This is a genomic window from Actinokineospora sp. HUAS TT18, assembly GCF_051364635.1.
In the GTDB taxonomy this organism is placed as follows: Bacteria; Actinomycetota; Actinomycetes; order Mycobacteriales; family Pseudonocardiaceae; genus Actinokineospora.
This window is the reverse complement of record NZ_CP195645.1, coordinates 4,473,353-4,486,905: the sequence shown is the minus strand read 5'-3', so window position 1 is coordinate 4,486,905 and position 13,553 is coordinate 4,473,353. Positions and strand designations below refer to the sequence as shown.

At 69.4% G+C, this 13,553-nt stretch carries 14 protein-coding genes and 3 tRNA genes; 12 read left to right on the top strand and 5 right to left on the bottom strand.

Annotated elements, in window-relative coordinates; translation table 11 throughout:
- Positions 1–54 precede the first annotated feature (54 nt).
- Positions 55–900 (top strand): zinc metalloprotease HtpX, encoded by an 846-nt coding sequence (htpX, locus tag ACSHT8_RS20315; protein ID WP_436492450.1) that lies wholly within the window; start codon positions 55–57, stop codon positions 898–900.
- Here htpX and rfbA read toward each other — a convergent pair.
- Together rfbA and ACSHT8_RS20305 are read right to left on the bottom strand one after the other, a co-directional pair.
- Complete coding sequence (gene rfbA / locus ACSHT8_RS20310) at positions 897–1,778, bottom strand: glucose-1-phosphate thymidylyltransferase RfbA (protein WP_436492449.1); 882 nt, start codon at positions 1,776–1,778, stop codon at positions 897–899. The two genes, htpX and rfbA, sit on opposite strands and share 4 nt — an antisense overlap.
- A 100-nt stretch (positions 1,779–1,878) precedes the next feature.
- The gene (locus ACSHT8_RS20305; protein WP_436492448.1) at positions 1,879–2,370 is read right to left on the bottom strand and encodes a YajQ family cyclic di-GMP-binding protein; all 492 of its coding nucleotides are present in this window, start codon (positions 2,368–2,370) and stop codon (positions 1,879–1,881) included.
- A gap of 132 nt (positions 2,371–2,502) precedes the next feature.
- Between ACSHT8_RS20305 and ACSHT8_RS20300 the strand changes: the two genes are divergently transcribed.
- A tRNA-Tyr gene (locus ACSHT8_RS20300) sits at positions 2,503–2,583 on the top strand.
- Positions 2,584–3,367: 784 nt separating this feature from the next.
- Complete coding sequence (locus tag ACSHT8_RS20295) at positions 3,368–3,760, top strand: hypothetical protein (RefSeq protein ID WP_436492446.1); 393 nt, start codon at positions 3,368–3,370, stop codon at positions 3,758–3,760.
- 56 nt (positions 3,761–3,816) lie between these two features.
- Here the strand turns inward: ACSHT8_RS20295 and ACSHT8_RS20290 are convergent, their stop codons facing one another.
- Entirely contained in the window at positions 3,817–5,019 is a 1,203-nt protein-coding gene (locus tag ACSHT8_RS20290; RefSeq protein WP_436492445.1) for a hypothetical protein, read from the bottom strand.
- Positions 5,016–5,534: a sigma-70 family RNA polymerase sigma factor gene (locus ACSHT8_RS20285; RefSeq protein ID WP_436492443.1), complete on the bottom strand. Its 519-nt coding sequence runs from the start codon at positions 5,532–5,534 to the stop codon at positions 5,016–5,018. Before ACSHT8_RS20285 ends, ACSHT8_RS20290 begins: the two co-directional genes overlap by 4 nt.
- Positions 5,535–5,659: 125 nt before the next feature.
- Here ACSHT8_RS20285 and ACSHT8_RS20280 point away from each other — a divergent pair, with 125 nt between their 5' ends.
- Entirely contained in the window at positions 5,660–6,640 is a 981-nt protein-coding gene (locus tag ACSHT8_RS20280; protein WP_436492442.1) for a winged helix DNA-binding domain-containing protein, read from the top strand.
- Here the strand turns inward: ACSHT8_RS20280 and ACSHT8_RS20275 are convergent.
- The gene (locus ACSHT8_RS20275) at positions 6,637–7,545 is read right to left on the bottom strand and encodes a GNAT family N-acetyltransferase (protein ID WP_436492441.1); all 909 of its coding nucleotides are present in this window, start codon (positions 7,543–7,545) and stop codon (positions 6,637–6,639) included. The two genes, ACSHT8_RS20280 and ACSHT8_RS20275, sit on opposite strands and share 4 nt — an antisense overlap.
- 292 nt (positions 7,546–7,837) lie before the next feature.
- On the opposite strand from ACSHT8_RS20275, the gene ACSHT8_RS20270 reads away from it, so the two are divergent.
- From ACSHT8_RS20270 to ACSHT8_RS20235, 8 genes are all read left to right on the top strand, one after another.
- The gene (locus ACSHT8_RS20270; protein ID WP_436492440.1) at positions 7,838–10,501 is read left to right on the top strand and encodes a putative bifunctional diguanylate cyclase/phosphodiesterase; all 2,664 of its coding nucleotides are present in this window, start codon (positions 7,838–7,840) and stop codon (positions 10,499–10,501) included.
- Positions 10,502–10,565: 64 nt separating this feature from the next.
- A tRNA-Thr gene (locus ACSHT8_RS20265) sits at positions 10,566–10,638 on the top strand.
- An 86-nt stretch (positions 10,639–10,724) separates the two neighbouring features.
- Positions 10,725–10,797 (top strand) — tRNA-Met (locus ACSHT8_RS20260).
- A 78-nt stretch (positions 10,798–10,875) separates the two neighbouring features.
- Positions 10,876–11,040 (top strand): 50S ribosomal protein L33, encoded by a 165-nt coding sequence (rpmG, locus tag ACSHT8_RS20255; protein WP_436492438.1) that lies wholly within the window; start codon positions 10,876–10,878, stop codon positions 11,038–11,040.
- A 76-nt stretch (positions 11,041–11,116) separates the two neighbouring features.
- Complete coding sequence (locus ACSHT8_RS20250) at positions 11,117–11,575, top strand: FAS1-like dehydratase domain-containing protein (RefSeq protein ID WP_436492437.1); 459 nt, start codon at positions 11,117–11,119, stop codon at positions 11,573–11,575.
- Complete coding sequence (locus ACSHT8_RS20245) at positions 11,572–11,970, top strand: MaoC/PaaZ C-terminal domain-containing protein (RefSeq protein WP_436492436.1); 399 nt, start codon at positions 11,572–11,574, stop codon at positions 11,968–11,970. Before ACSHT8_RS20250 ends, ACSHT8_RS20245 begins: the two co-directional genes overlap by 4 nt.
- 104 nt (positions 11,971–12,074) lie before the next feature.
- Positions 12,075–12,290 carry a hypothetical protein gene (locus tag ACSHT8_RS20240; RefSeq protein WP_436492435.1) on the top strand — a complete coding sequence of 72 codons (216 nt, stop codon included), beginning with the start codon at positions 12,075–12,077 and terminating at the stop codon, positions 12,288–12,290.
- 62 nt (positions 12,291–12,352) lie between these two features.
- Positions 12,353–13,471, top strand: a complete 1,119-nt coding sequence (locus tag ACSHT8_RS20235) for a PLP-dependent aminotransferase family protein (RefSeq protein WP_436492434.1) — start codon at positions 12,353–12,355, stop codon at positions 13,469–13,471.
- The last annotated feature ends 82 nt before the right edge of the window (positions 13,472–13,553 follow it).

Genomic DNA, 13,553 nt, shown 5'->3' with positions numbered 1-13,553 from the left:
CCGCGGCCGTTGGTCTCCTGGACCGAACACGGACTTCACGCGGGGAGGCGACACGTGCACTGGCATGGCAACGGGCTCAAAACCGTTCTGCTGCTGGGTGGCATGAGCGCCCTGATCGTGCTGGTCAGCTCGCTGTTCGGGCGCACGGCGCTGCTCATCGGCTGTGTCGCGGCGGTGCTGATGAGCACCTACGCCTACGTCAACTCCGACAAGCTCGCGCTGCGGGCCATGCACGCGAGGCCGCTGTCGCAGGCCGAGCACCCGGCGCTGTACCGGATCGTGCGTGAGCTGGCCACGACGGCCAAGCAGCCGATGCCCCGCCTCTACCTCAGCGTCACCCGCGCGCCCAACGCGTTCGCCACCGGGCGCAACCCGCGCAACGCGGCCATCTGCGTCACCACCGGGCTGCTCGACCTGCTCGACGAACGCGAGCTGCGCGGCGTGCTGGGCCACGAACTCGCCCACGTCTACAACCGCGACATCCTCATCTCATGCGTCGCGGGTGCGCTGGCGGGGGCGGTCAGCGTGATCGCGAGCATCGCCATGATCACCGGCGTCTTCGGCGACGATGACGACGACAACCCGATCGCCCTGCTCGTCGTGGCCCTGCTGGGGCCGGTCGCGGCGGGGATCGTGCGGATGGCGGTCAGCCGCTCCCGCGAATACCAGGCCGACGAGTCCGGCGCCCGCCTCACCGGCGACCCGCTGGGTCTGGCCATGGCGCTGAGGAAACTCGACGAAGGCACCCGCGCCGCGCCGCTGCGCGCCGAACCCGCGCTGGTCGCCCAGTCACACCTGATGATCGCGAGCCCGTTCAAGCCCAGTGCCGCGCTGGCCCGCCGGTTCACCACCCACCCGCCGATGGCCGAGCGAATCGCCCGCCTGGAGCGGATGGTCTAGCCCTTGGCCCCAGCGGCCTTCGCCACGGCCATCACGTATTCGCCGTAGCCGGACTTGGCCAGCTTGTTGCCCAGCGCGTACGCCTCGTCGGCGGTGATGAAGCCCCGTTCGAGGGCGATCTCCTCGAGGCACGCGACGCGGACGCCGGTGCGGTGTTCAAGCACCTGCACGTACTGGCCAGCCTCCAGCAGCGAGTCGTGCGTGCCCGTGTCCAGCCAGGCGAACCCGCGGCCGAGGTCGACCAGTTCGGCCCGGCCCTGCCGCAGGTACTCCAGGTTGACGTCGGTGATCTCCAGCTCGCCGCGGGCAGACGGGGTCAGGCCCTTGGCGATCTTCACCACCGTGTTGTCGTAGAAGTACAGCCCGGTGATGGCCCGGTTCGACTTCGGGTGCGCGGGCTTCTCCTCGATCGACACGAGCTTGCCGTCGGCGTCGACCTCGCCGACGCCGTAGCGCTGCGGGTCCTTCACCCGGTAGCCGAACAGCACCGCGCCGTCGAGGCCGGTGACGCTGTCGTGCAGCTGCTGGGAGAAGCTCTGCCCGAAGAAGATGTTGTCGCCGAGGATGAGTGCGACCGGGTCGTCGCCGATGAAGTCCTCGCCGATGATGAACGCCTCGGCCAGCCCGTTGGGCTCGGCCTGCTCCGCGTAGCTGAACGCGACGCCGAACTGGCTGCCGTCGCCGAGCAGGCGCTGGAAGTGCGGCAGGTCGACCGGTGTGGAGATGATCAGGATCTCCCGGATCCCGGCCAGCATGAGCACCGAGATCGGGTAGTAGACCATCGGTTTGTCGTACACGGGGAGCAGTTGCTTCGACACCGCCTGGGTGATCGGGTGCAGCCGGGTCCCGCTTCCGCCCGCGAGGACGATGCCTTTCATCGTGGCTCCTGTCGTTTCGTGTGGTTCATCGGTCGCGGGCCACGATCGTTGCGGTCACCGTGGCGGGTGTGAGCAAACCGTCGCCCACACCCGCGTCGCACTAGCGGTAGTTCGTGAACTGCAGCGCGATGCCGAAGTCGCCGCCCTTGAGCAGCGCGATGACGTCCTGCAGGTGGTCCTTCTTCTTGCCGGTGACCCGCAGCTGGTCGCCCTGGATCTGCGCCTGGACGCCCTTGGGCCCCTCGTCGCGGATCTTCTTGGCGATCTCCTTGGCCTTCTCCGCCGAGATCCCCTGCACCAGCGTGCCGGTGACCTTGTAGACCTTGCCGGACAGCGCGGGCTCGGCGACGTCGAACGCCTTCTGCGAGATGTTCCGCTTGATCAGCTTCTCCTTGAACACCTCGATCGCCGCCGCGCAGCGCTCCTCGGTGTCGGCCTGGAAGCTGATGGCCTCCTCGCCGCTCCAGCTCACCTGCGCCCCGGTGTTGCGGAAGTCGAACCGTGTGGACAACTCCTTCGCCGCCTGATTGAGCGCGTTGTCCACCTCCTGCCGGTCGACCTTGCTCACCACGTCGAAAGACGGGTCCGCCACGTGTCTCGCACCTCCACCATCAGGGGTCCTGGTCGGCCAGGATGCTACCGCCGCGCCGGTGTGGGGGTACCGATTGGAACCCCCGGACGGGCGTTGGGTATTGTTCCCTCGTCCAGCCGAGCTGGACGACCCGGCGGGTTGCCCGAGCGGCCAATGGGAGCGGACTGTAAATCCGTCGCGAAAGCTACAGAGGTTCGAATCCTCTACCCGCCACACCTGCACTCAAGCCCCCTTCTCCGCGCGCGGAGAAGGGGGCTTGAGTCGTCTTCGGGGTCGGCCGCTCTTGATCCATTCGCGGCCTGGGCGGCTCGGCGGGGCCGGGGGCGCGGGCGCCGCGGGGTGTTAATGAACAGTAATGGCATTGAATTAAGGCGGGCCCGGCCGCATCCCTGCAAATGCGGCCGGACCCGAGTCCCCCGTCGCGCGCGAGGGCAGCGCGCGGGGGAGGGTCCGCCGGGTCAGGCCCGGCGGAAAACTATGCGTTGTCGCGGCAATTCAATGAATTGCGGCTCGGGGTGCGGCGTGGGGCAAGATGCCGCGCGGTGAATGTCGGGTCGGGAGCGCCCGTCGAGGAGGCGTTCACCTGCGGTCCCGCCACCGGCGTCCCTGCCCCGCAGTGGCGGGACCGCGCTCCGGCTGTTCACCGAATATGCCGGATGCGCCGCCGGGTTGCTCTCTTCGGAGCGATTGGATGCTGCCATTTGTCGCACTTTTCCGGTCAAGGGCGGACGGTGACCTACTGTCACCCGAAAGATGGACGTGGACCAGTGTGGTCAGTGACTAACTTTCCATTCCTGACTCCGGGAGGGACGTTGTGGGAATAACAATGAAAACCGTTCGAACGAAGCGATATCTGGTCGCGGTGATGTCCTTGCTGACCATTGTCGTGTCGGCTCCGCAAGCTATTGCGGCTTCCGATGCCGAACCCAAACCGCGGGATGTCTCGGCCAGGAAAACCGACGCGCGACCCGATCCGTCGGCCCCGACGATGGTGCTGGTGCCCGACGACGGCACCGACCGGGCGGCCAACTCCTTCAGCGCGATGACCGTCACCGCGTCCTACCTGCCGTTCAACTTCTCCTACAACTTCTCGACCAGCCTGTCCTCGCGGACCTTCTGGCCGTCGTCCGGTGGCTCGGTTTGTGTGAACCTGCGCGCCACCGGAAGCACCGACCCGTCCTACTGGATGAAGCAGCTCAAGGTCGACATCTACGACGCCTACCCCTACCCGGACGCCAAGGTCGGCCCGACGGTGAGCTACTACCTCGACGGCTACTACTACGGGTACTGCTGGTACGGCCTCAACCCGTCCCACGAGCACTACTTCAGGCTGTCCAAGACCTGGGGCCCCGCATCGCTCTGGGGCGACGGCTGGGCGGCGCCGTACTAGCGCGTGCCGGTGGGGGTGGGGTGCCTGCCACACCCCCACCGGTGTCGTGACCGCGCTCATCGGTTCCGCACCCGCATCGCCACGAAGGTGGTCGCCGGGTCGACCGAGCGTTCCACCCTGGACCCTTCGCCGACCTTGGCCACATTGACCACCAGGTCGCCGTCCGCCAGGACGATCCGGTTGCCCGGACGGATCTCTCCAGGCCCGGTCTGCTCGTAGGACACCCCGCCGTCCCGCTCCACCAGCCGCACCGGGTGCTTGGTGATCGCGGTCCGCAGATCGCCGACCCGGTAGAACTCGCTCAGCCGGGTGTCCACGACCCCGTCCGACCCCGTCACCACGCCGACCAGGCCCTCACCGGTGACGATGAGGTCGCCGTCGCGGACCTCGCCGGACGCCTTGATCTCCGTTCCCGAAGTCGTCAGCGTGACCGGGATGATGTTGGCCTCGTAGACCCCCGCCGCGAAGTTCACCGACACCGGCACCGGGTTGGCCGGGATCTCGATGACCGAGTTCCAAGCCGCCACCCCCGGCTGCGGTACGAACCACGCGACGCCATCCGGCGCCACGGGAGGCTTCTCCGTCATCTGCTCGTCGATCATCGACGAGCGGTAGCCGACGCTGCTGAGCTTCGGCTCGGCCAGGATGAAGCCGAGCCCGCCACCCCCGCGCGGCTGATCGTCGTGCGTGGGGAACGTCGCGTTAAGGAAGCCGATCGCCCGCTGTCCACGGCCGATCAACGTCGTCGCCCGGACCTTCAGGTTGATTTTGTCCAACTGCTGGTTGGCGCTCACCTTGCCGGTCACGAACGCGACGCGGCTGTGCACTCGGTCGACCGGTGTCACGAGAGCCACCACGACCAGGCTCGCCGTTCGGTCGGTGCGCGTTCCCGCGTAAACCGGGAAGACCTCGCCGGTCGGCGGGTTCGCTCCCGACCGCCACGTCTCCTCGGCCCGCTTCAGCAGATCCGCGTCCCCCGCGAGATCGCCGCGCAGCGGCCAGTCGATCACCGGCTTGGCGACGCTGATCTGCTCTGGCTCGCCCCCTTGGCCCCAACTCACCACGAACGCCCCCGCGACCGCGATCAGGACCACGGCCAGCGCCGCCACCATCTGAATCCGGTGCTGGCGCTGTTCCCGCCTGCGGGTGTGCACCCGCCGCAGCATCCGGTCGACCTGGTCGGCGTGCGTGCGCACGCCCACGGCCCCCAGTTCGTGGCGGAGCCGGGTCACGGTGCGGTCCTGCTCGTCCGCGATCATGTCCCCCTCCTTCCGGGCGAGGCCACCGCGTCCGCGGCCACCTCCGCCTTCCACGTCTGCCTGACCTTGGCCAGACCTCGGCTGGTCAGCGATTTCACGGTGCCGACCGAACACCCCAGTTCGACCGCGGCCTGCGCCTCGGTCAGGTCGAGCACGAACCGAGCGACCACCGCCGCGCGCTGTCTCGGCGGCAGGGTCTGCAGGACCGCGAGGACGTGTTCCCGTGCCACCACGGCACCCGAGAAGTCCTCCATGTCCAACTGCTCGGCGATCTCGTCGATCGTGACCACCGTCTTGCGCTTCGCTGAGCGCAGGAACTCGTGGTAGATCGCTTTTCGCGCGTAGGCGACCGCGTTGTCCGCGGGCACCTTGCGCCACCGGCGCAGGCAGCGCACCAGCGCCTCCTGCAGGATCTCCTCGGCGTCCCACCGGCGTCCGGTGAGCATCACGGCATAGCGCAGGAGCTGGTCGTATCGCTCCCGGACGAACCCGTCGAAGTCGAGCTCGTCCTGCATGCCGTCACCCCCAGTCGTCATCCGATTTCAAACCCGAACACCTTCTAGACCGCCGGGCGAGCGGAAAAGGTTGCCACGGTGGCCGAACTTTTCCTGATCGATCGGCGCGCCGCTACCTTTTGGGCATGGATTCGCTGGTAGAGCGCACTGTGTCGCAGGGATTGGCCGGTCCGCGCGGGGCCTCGGTCGTCGACGCGGTGCGCCGGGTGGTGGCCCTGCAGGCGCAGGACGTGCGGGCCAACCGGCTCGCGGTCCGTGCCCGCACCGAGGGGCTCACCCGGGTTGACGTCGACGCCGCGGTGGCCGACGGCACCGTCGTCCGCACGTGGGCGATGCGCGGGACCCTGCACATGCTCGCCGCCGAGGACGCGCCGTGGATCGTGGCCCTGCTCGGCCCCCGGTTCGCCCACGGCCTGCGCGGCAGGCGCGCCCAACTCGGCCTGACCGACGACATCTGCGCGCGCGGCGCGGAGGTGATCGCCGAGGCCGCCCGCGAGCCGAGGTCCCGGGCCGAACTGGTCGACGCGCTGGCCGGGCACGGTATTGAGGTGGACCCGCGCACCCAGGCGCCCGCGCACCTCATCGGCTACGCGGCCATGACCGGCGTGATCCGCCGCGGCCCAGATCGCTCCGACGACGAGCCCACCTATGTATTGCTGGAGCCCGCGGACCCGCTCGACGAGCCGAAAGCGCTTGCGCGCCTGGCCGAGCGTTACGTCGAAGGCCACGCGCCAGCTACAGCGGAGGACTTCGCGGCCTGGTCGGGCCTGCCGCTGGGCAAGGCGCGCTCCGCCTTCACCGCGACCGCGCCGAAGCACGACGACCCGGGCCGGACCGTCCGACTGGTCGGCCACTTCGACGCCTATCTGCTCGGCTACCGCGACCGCAGTGCCGCCGTGCCGACGAAGTACGCGAAACGGATCCAGGCGGGTGGCGGGTTCATCATGCCCGCGGTGCTGGTGGACGGCCGCGCGGTCGCGACGTGGAAGCGCGCCCGCGGCCGGGTGGAGATCGAGCCGTTCGACACGCTGCCGAAGGGGATCGACGACGCGATCGACGCCGAGATCGCCGACATCGCCCGGTTCCTGGCGGACAACCCGGCCTAGCGAACCACCGGGCGCCGCAGCCACATCGTCCACAGTGGACGATAGCCGAGCGAGTACCAGAACGGCGTCGACCGCGGGTTGGCCAGCGCGTGGTGCAGCAGCGTGACCGGCAGGCCCGCCGCATCGATCACCCCGTGCGCGTGCGCGGCCAGCGCGGCCCCCACACCACCGCCGCGCTCGTCCTCCGCCACCCCCAGACACGCCAGATAAGCAGGCGACGGCGCCGCGACATAGCGCCCCGTCCAGTTGGACACCGGCGGCAGCTGGATGTGCACGATCCCGACCACCCGCCCGTCGCGCTCGGCCAGCCAGACCGCGGGCTCGTCCTGGCCCAACAGGAACGACAGCTGGTTGCGCAGCCCTTCCTCGGTGTCCTCGCGCGGGGTGACCTTCCCGAACGGCGCGTCGTAGTGCACCACCGTCATGTTCAGCGCCGTCGCCACGTCGAGGTCCGACGGCTCGGCCCGGCGGATCCGCACGTCGGAACCGGACGGCCCGACCCGGCCCGCCTTGCGCACCGCCACCACGCTGACCGGCACGAACCCGCGGTGCACGAGTGCCGACACCGCCGCGGTGTCCCGGCTGGGCAGCTCGACCACGGCGGCGGCGTCGAGGTCGCCTGGGGTCACCGCGTTCATGATCCGCGCCGCCCACTGGTCGAGCAGGTCGCCGAGGGTGGCCGCGCGGTCCTCGCCCGCCAGGCGCACCTCCAGGTTGTGCCTGCGCGCGGGCTCCCACGTGCGCGACGCCATCCCGGGCGCGGTCTCCTGGAACCACGCCACGGCCTCGCCCGACTCCGCGGTCAGCCGGACGCCGACATCGGCCAACGGTGGTGGCGGAGGGAGCAGTGGATCGAGGGCGGTGAGCCGGGCGGCGTGCTCTGCTGCGATGGCGGAGGGTTCCACGGACCCATCCAACCGCACCCGACCATCTGGTTGATGGTTCATCCAACAGAGTGATCGTGGGACTGGCTGATGATCGCGAAGAGTGATCACGTTCCGGCACATGGGCGCACGTCAGACGTCCTTCAGTGAACTGTTAACCCCCTCGTCATGGCCAATCCCACGATGTCGGCGGGTAACTAGCACACGTGCCTCTTTCGCCTGATCGGGGTACAGTCAGCGGGCCGTCGGGGGACTCGCCATGTGCGGGAGCCACCACTCTGGTCCGCCTCAGCGGCCGTGGCGAGGAGGTTGCATGCCGGACCACCCAGGCGCGCCCGAGTCGGCGGCGTCGCAAGAGGCGACTCCCGAGAACTCCCCTTGGCTCGTCGAGGACCCCGCCCCCAACCGGCGGTTCCTCGTCTTCTCGCTCTTGGTGCTCGTCTCCGCCGTGGTGTCGGCGGGCCTGGTGTCGTGGTGGCTGCCGTCCAACCCGCGCCCGCAGCTGATCTGGGTCGGCCTCCTGCTCGCGCTCGGCTTCCTGGTCGCCGAGCAGCTCGCGATCAACGTCGACGTGCGCGGCGGGGTGTCCTGGTCGATCTCCTTCTGCGAGATCCCGCTGGTCATCGGCCTGTTCGTGGCCCCGTTCGAGGTCGTGCTCGCCGCCCATCTCACCGCGGGCGTCGGCACGCTGCTCGTCCGCAGGGTGCACGACCGAATCCTCTACAACGCGGGCGCGATGATCTTCGAGATCGTCTGCGCCTTCGCCACCGCCGCCGCGCTCAACCAGATGCTCGACGGCTTCGGCCCGTCGTGGGCCGGTGTCGTCGCGGGCGCGCTGGTCGCCCCGCTGTCGAGCACCCTGCTCGCCCTGGTCTGCGTGCGCGTCCTCGGCCGCAGGATGCGCGTCGGCGCCGCGGTGAGCCTGGTCCTGCGCACGCTGGTGCTGGGCATGGTCAACGCGTCGGCCGGTGTCATCGGCTACCAGGTCGCGGTGCACGCCGAGTCCGGCTGGCCGCTGCTCGTACTCGCGCTCGGCGGACTCTCCGCCCTCTACCTCGCCTACTCCGGGATGCTGCGCGAACAGCGCGATCTGGAGGCACTGTCCGAGGTCAGCCTCATCGTCGCCCGCGCGGGCCACCAGGCCGCGGCGAAACCCTCGCTCGGTGTGAACGAGTCCACCGAGGTCACCGAGGTCGTCGGCGACGACGAGTGGCAGGTCATCGCCGACCGGATCAAGGACCAGCTCGGCGCCGCCCGGATCGTGCTGCGGCTGCGCTTCGACGCTCAGCGGCCACTGCACACAGTCGTCTCCGGTGAAGACCTCCCCGCCGAGATGCGCGCCATCGACTCCACCGGCGCCCGCGCCGACGCCCTGCTGCGCCTGCCCGGCGGCCAGGTCCGGCACTTCCGCCGCGGCGACGCCGCCCCCGAGATCCGCCACGCGCTCATGCGCCGCGGCGCCGACGAGGCCCTGGTCGTGCCGCTGCGCAGCGGCAGCCACCTGCTCGGCGTCGTCGAGGCGCACGACAAGCTGTCCCGCTGGCGCGGCTTCGGCCGCCCCGACGTGCGGCTCATCGGCACCATGGCCAGCCACCTCGCCACCGCCATGGACAACCGCAGGCTGCTCGCCACCCTGCGCCACGACGCCTACCACGACCCGCTGACCGGCCTGCTCAACCGCCTCGGCTTCCGCCGCGCCGCCGGTGAGCCGCTGCGACGGCATCCCGAGTCGGTCGTGCTGCGCATCGACCTCGACATCCTCGCCACTGTCTCCGACGCGCTCGGCTACGCGTGGAGCGACCGGATGGTCGTCGCCGCGGGCCGCCGCCTGCGCGACGCGCTCGGCACCGACGTCGCCATCGCCCGGCTGGAAGGCGGCGCCTTCGCCGCGCTCCTCGTCGACACCGACGACGAGTCGGCACAGGCGACAGCCGAGCGGCTGCGCGCCATCCTCGCCGCGCCCTACCCGGTCGACCGGCTCACCGTGGAGGCCAACTCCGTCGTCGGCTACTCGACGCCGCAGTCGGTCGACGGCGAGTCCCGCTCGGTCGAGCTCGACGTCGACGCGCTGCTGCAGCGGGCCGACGTCGCCCTGCGCGCCGCGCGGACCAGCGGCGAGCACGTGCGCGCCTACCTGCCCACCATGGGGCAGATCTTCCTGCGCCGCTTCCAACTGGTCACCCAGTTCCGGCAGGCGCTGGAGACCGGCCAGGTCAAGGTCCACTACCAGCCCAAGGTCGCGCTGCCCAGCCGCCAGGTCCTCGGCGTCGAGGCGCTGGTCCGCTGGCGCCACCCCGAGTTCGGCAAGCTCGACCCGGACGAGTTCGTCCCCGCGGTCGAGGCCGCGGGCCTGGTCGACGCGCTGACCGGCTTCGTGATGGACCAGGCGCTCAACCGGGTCCGCAAGTGGATGGACCGCGGGCTGCGGATCTCGGCGGCGGTCAACCTCTCGGTGCGCAGCCTCGACGACGCCAACTTCCCCGACCGCGTCGCCGCGGCGCTGGAGAAGCACGGTGTGCCGCCGGAGCTGCTCACCCTGGAGCTGACCGAGTCCGGCGTCATGGCCGACCCGCAGCGGGCACTCCCGGTGCTGCGCAGGCTGCACGCGCTCGGCGTCGTGCTCGCCGTGGACGACTTCGGCACCGGCTACTCGTCGCTGGCCTACCTGCGGCAGCTCCCGGTGGACGAGGTGAAGATCGACAAGAGCTTCGTGCTCGGCATGGGCACCGACCTCGGCGACCTCGCCGTCGTGCGCTCCATCGTCGAACTCGGCCACTCGCTCGGCCTGACCGTGGTGGCCGAGGGCGTTGAGGAAGACGTTGCGCGCGACCAGCTCGCGGCCATGGGCTGCGACGTGGCGCAGGGCTACCTGATCTCCCGGCCGCTGTCGGAGAGCAGGCTCGAAGCGTGGTTGCAAGCGCGAACCACGCAGGCCAAAGGCTTGCGCGACGAGACCGTGCTGACCTTGCTCTCCTAACCCCACCCCCCGTTTTGGAGCTGGGCGCAGGGCTGTGTAAAGTTACGCCCGTCCCCAGGGACAGGCCCCTTTAGCTCAGTCGGCAGAGCGTCTCCATGGTAAGGAGAAGGTCTACGGTTCGATTCCGTAAAGGGGCTCGGCAGATCGGCCGCGAGGCACCGGAAATATCTGCGGTGTCGCGCGGCTTGATCCATGTCGAGCAGTAACTCAAGAGCAGTAACAAAGCGGTGTAGCTCAGTCGGTAGAGCAAGCGACTCATAATCGCTGTGTCGCCGGTTCAAGTCCGGCCATCGCTACGCAGATCCCACCCGGGGCACGCCCCCGGACTCCCGTCCTTGGTGGTCGGGTTCTCTGGTCATGTAAGGAAGGTTGTTGTGGCTTCTACTGACGTGCGGCCGAAGATCACGCTCGCGTGTGAGACTTGCAAGCACCGCAACTACATCACCAAGAAGAACCGGCGCAACGACCCGGATCGCCTTGAGATGAAGAAGTTCTGCCCGAACTGCAAGACGCACAAGCTGCACAAGGAAACCCGCTGACACTCGTGTCAGCGAACGCGTGAGGCCGTCCCAGGTGCTGGGGCGGCCTTCGCTGCTTGTTGGGTAGGTTGTTCCGGTGGCACTGGACCAGTCTTTCGTGGGACGCGCGTACCCGCCGTCCGAGGTGTATGAGGTAAGCCGGGCGAAGATCCGGGAGTTCGCCGAGGCGATCGGGGACACCAACCCGCTCTACCTCGACCCGGAGGCGGCCCGCGCGGCCGGATACCCCGACGTGACGGCACCGCCGACGTTCACCACGATCATCAACCTGGCGGCGATCAACTCGATCGTCTCCGACCCCGAGCTCGGCCTGGACTACAGCCGGATGGTGCACGGCGACCAGAGCTTCGAGTTCCACCGCGCCGTCGTGGCGGGCGACCGGCTCACGGTCAACGCGTACGTCGACAACATCATGAGCCGCGCCGGGAACGACTTCATCACCCTGCGCGCGGAGATCTCCGGCGACGGCGGCGAGCCCGTGGTGACCGCCAAGGCGCAGCTCGTGGTGCGCGACGCCGAGGAGGAGCAGGCATGACCAGCGTCGGCGACGAGCTGCCCACCATCGAGGTGACGATCACCCGCGAGGACCTGGTCCGGTACGCGGGCGCCGCGCTCGACTTCAACCCCATTCACTGGAACGAGCGGTTCGCCCGCGAGGTCGGACTACCCGACGTGATCGCCCACGGCATGCTCACCATGGCCATCGCGGGCCGCGTCGCCACCGACTGGGGCGGCGAGGTGGTCGCCTACAGCGCCCGCTTCACCCGGCCCGTCGTGGTGCCCAACGACGACAAGGGCGCGATCGTCGAGGTCAGCGGCAAGATCGGCGCGGTGAACGACGACGGGACGGTCCGGATCGACCTGACCGCGAAGTTCGACGGCAAGACCGTCCTCGGCAAGCCGGTCGCCGTCGTCCGCCCCCGTTCATAGGGAGTTTGGGGAAACGTCACTGGACACCGTTGCGGTGACCTCCATTCGGGTGCAGGCTGAGCACGCTAAGTGATCGCAATCACCCTGATCCGGAGGACGTTTCCGTGGCTGTGAACCTGAACAAGCTCGTCGACAAGGCCTACGAGGACAAGAGCCTGGCGGAGCTGCTCGACGCGCCCCCGTCGGCGCTGGAGGGCCTGACCACCAAGCACGACGAGCTGCTGGCCGAGCTGGGCATCAAGTCGGTCGGCGACCTCGCCAAGTGGAAGTACGCCGAGCGCGCCTCCGCGATCGCCGCCCTGGCCCCGTTCCAGGCCTGAGCCGACGGCGCCCGGGGAGCCCCCGAAAGGCTCCCCGGGCGCGGTTCATCTAGATTTCACGCGTGACGGCCAACGAACTCATCTCCTTCGCCCGTGGCGCCCCTTCTCTCGACATCATCGATGTCGACGGCCTCAAGGCCGCCGCGGACGCCGCACTCACCACCGACCCCGGCGGCGCGCTCGGCTACGGCACCGCCGTCGGCTACCCCCCGCTGCGCAAGTTCCTCGCGGACCTGCACGGTGTGCCGGTCGACCAGGTGCTGGTCACCAACGGCTCGATGCAGGCGGACGCGTTCCTGTTCGACGAGCTGGTCAAGCCCGGCGAGCCGGTCATCGTCGAGAAGCCGACCTACGACCGCACCCTGCTGGGCCTGCGCGGCCGCGACGCCGACGTGCGGCCGGTCTCCCTCGACGTCGACGGCATCGACACCGAGGAGCTCGCCGCGCTGCTCGAGGGCGGTCTGCGGCCGACGTTCGCGCACATCATCCCCAACTTCCAGAACCCGGCCGGCTACACGCTGAGCCTGGCCAAGCGCAAGCGCCTGCTGGAGCTGGCCGAGCAGTACGACTTCGTCATCTTCGAGGACGACCCGTACGTGCGGATCCGCTTCGCCGGCGAGACGCTGCCGTCGATGCTGGAGCTCGACGAGGGCCGCGGCCGGGTCGTGTTCGCCAGTTCGTTCTCCAAGACCGTGGCGCCGGGCACCCGCGTGGGCTACCTGGTCGGCTCGACCGAGCTGATCGACCGGGTCCGCGTGCGGGCGACCAACACCTACATCTCGCCGAACATGCTCAGCCAGGCGATCGTGCACCAGTTCTGCGTCAGCGGCGGCATGGAGCGCTCCATCGCCACGGTGAACGCGGCGCTGGCCGAGCGCGTGGCCGTGCTGTGCGCGGCGCTGGAGAAGCACATCCCGGAGGCGAAGTTCACCGCCCCCGAGGGCGGCTACTTCATGTGGGTCGAGCTCGGCGACGGCGTGGACGTGGCCAAGCTGCTGACCGCCGCCGAGGAGCGCGGGGTGACCTTCGTGAAGGGCACCGACTTCCTGCTCGAGGGTGGCGAGTCGACGCTGCGCATGGCGTACTCGGGTGTGCGGGTCGACCAGATCGAGGAAGGCATCACCCGGCTGGCCGACGCGCTGGCATCGTTGCGGGTCGGCACTGGTCAGCACAGCGGTTAGGGGCTTTCAGACGGCCTGCGGGGCCGGCTCGGGGTACTCGGTTGCGGTGCCTCGGGCCGGGTGCCGTATGCTTCCGTGCTTG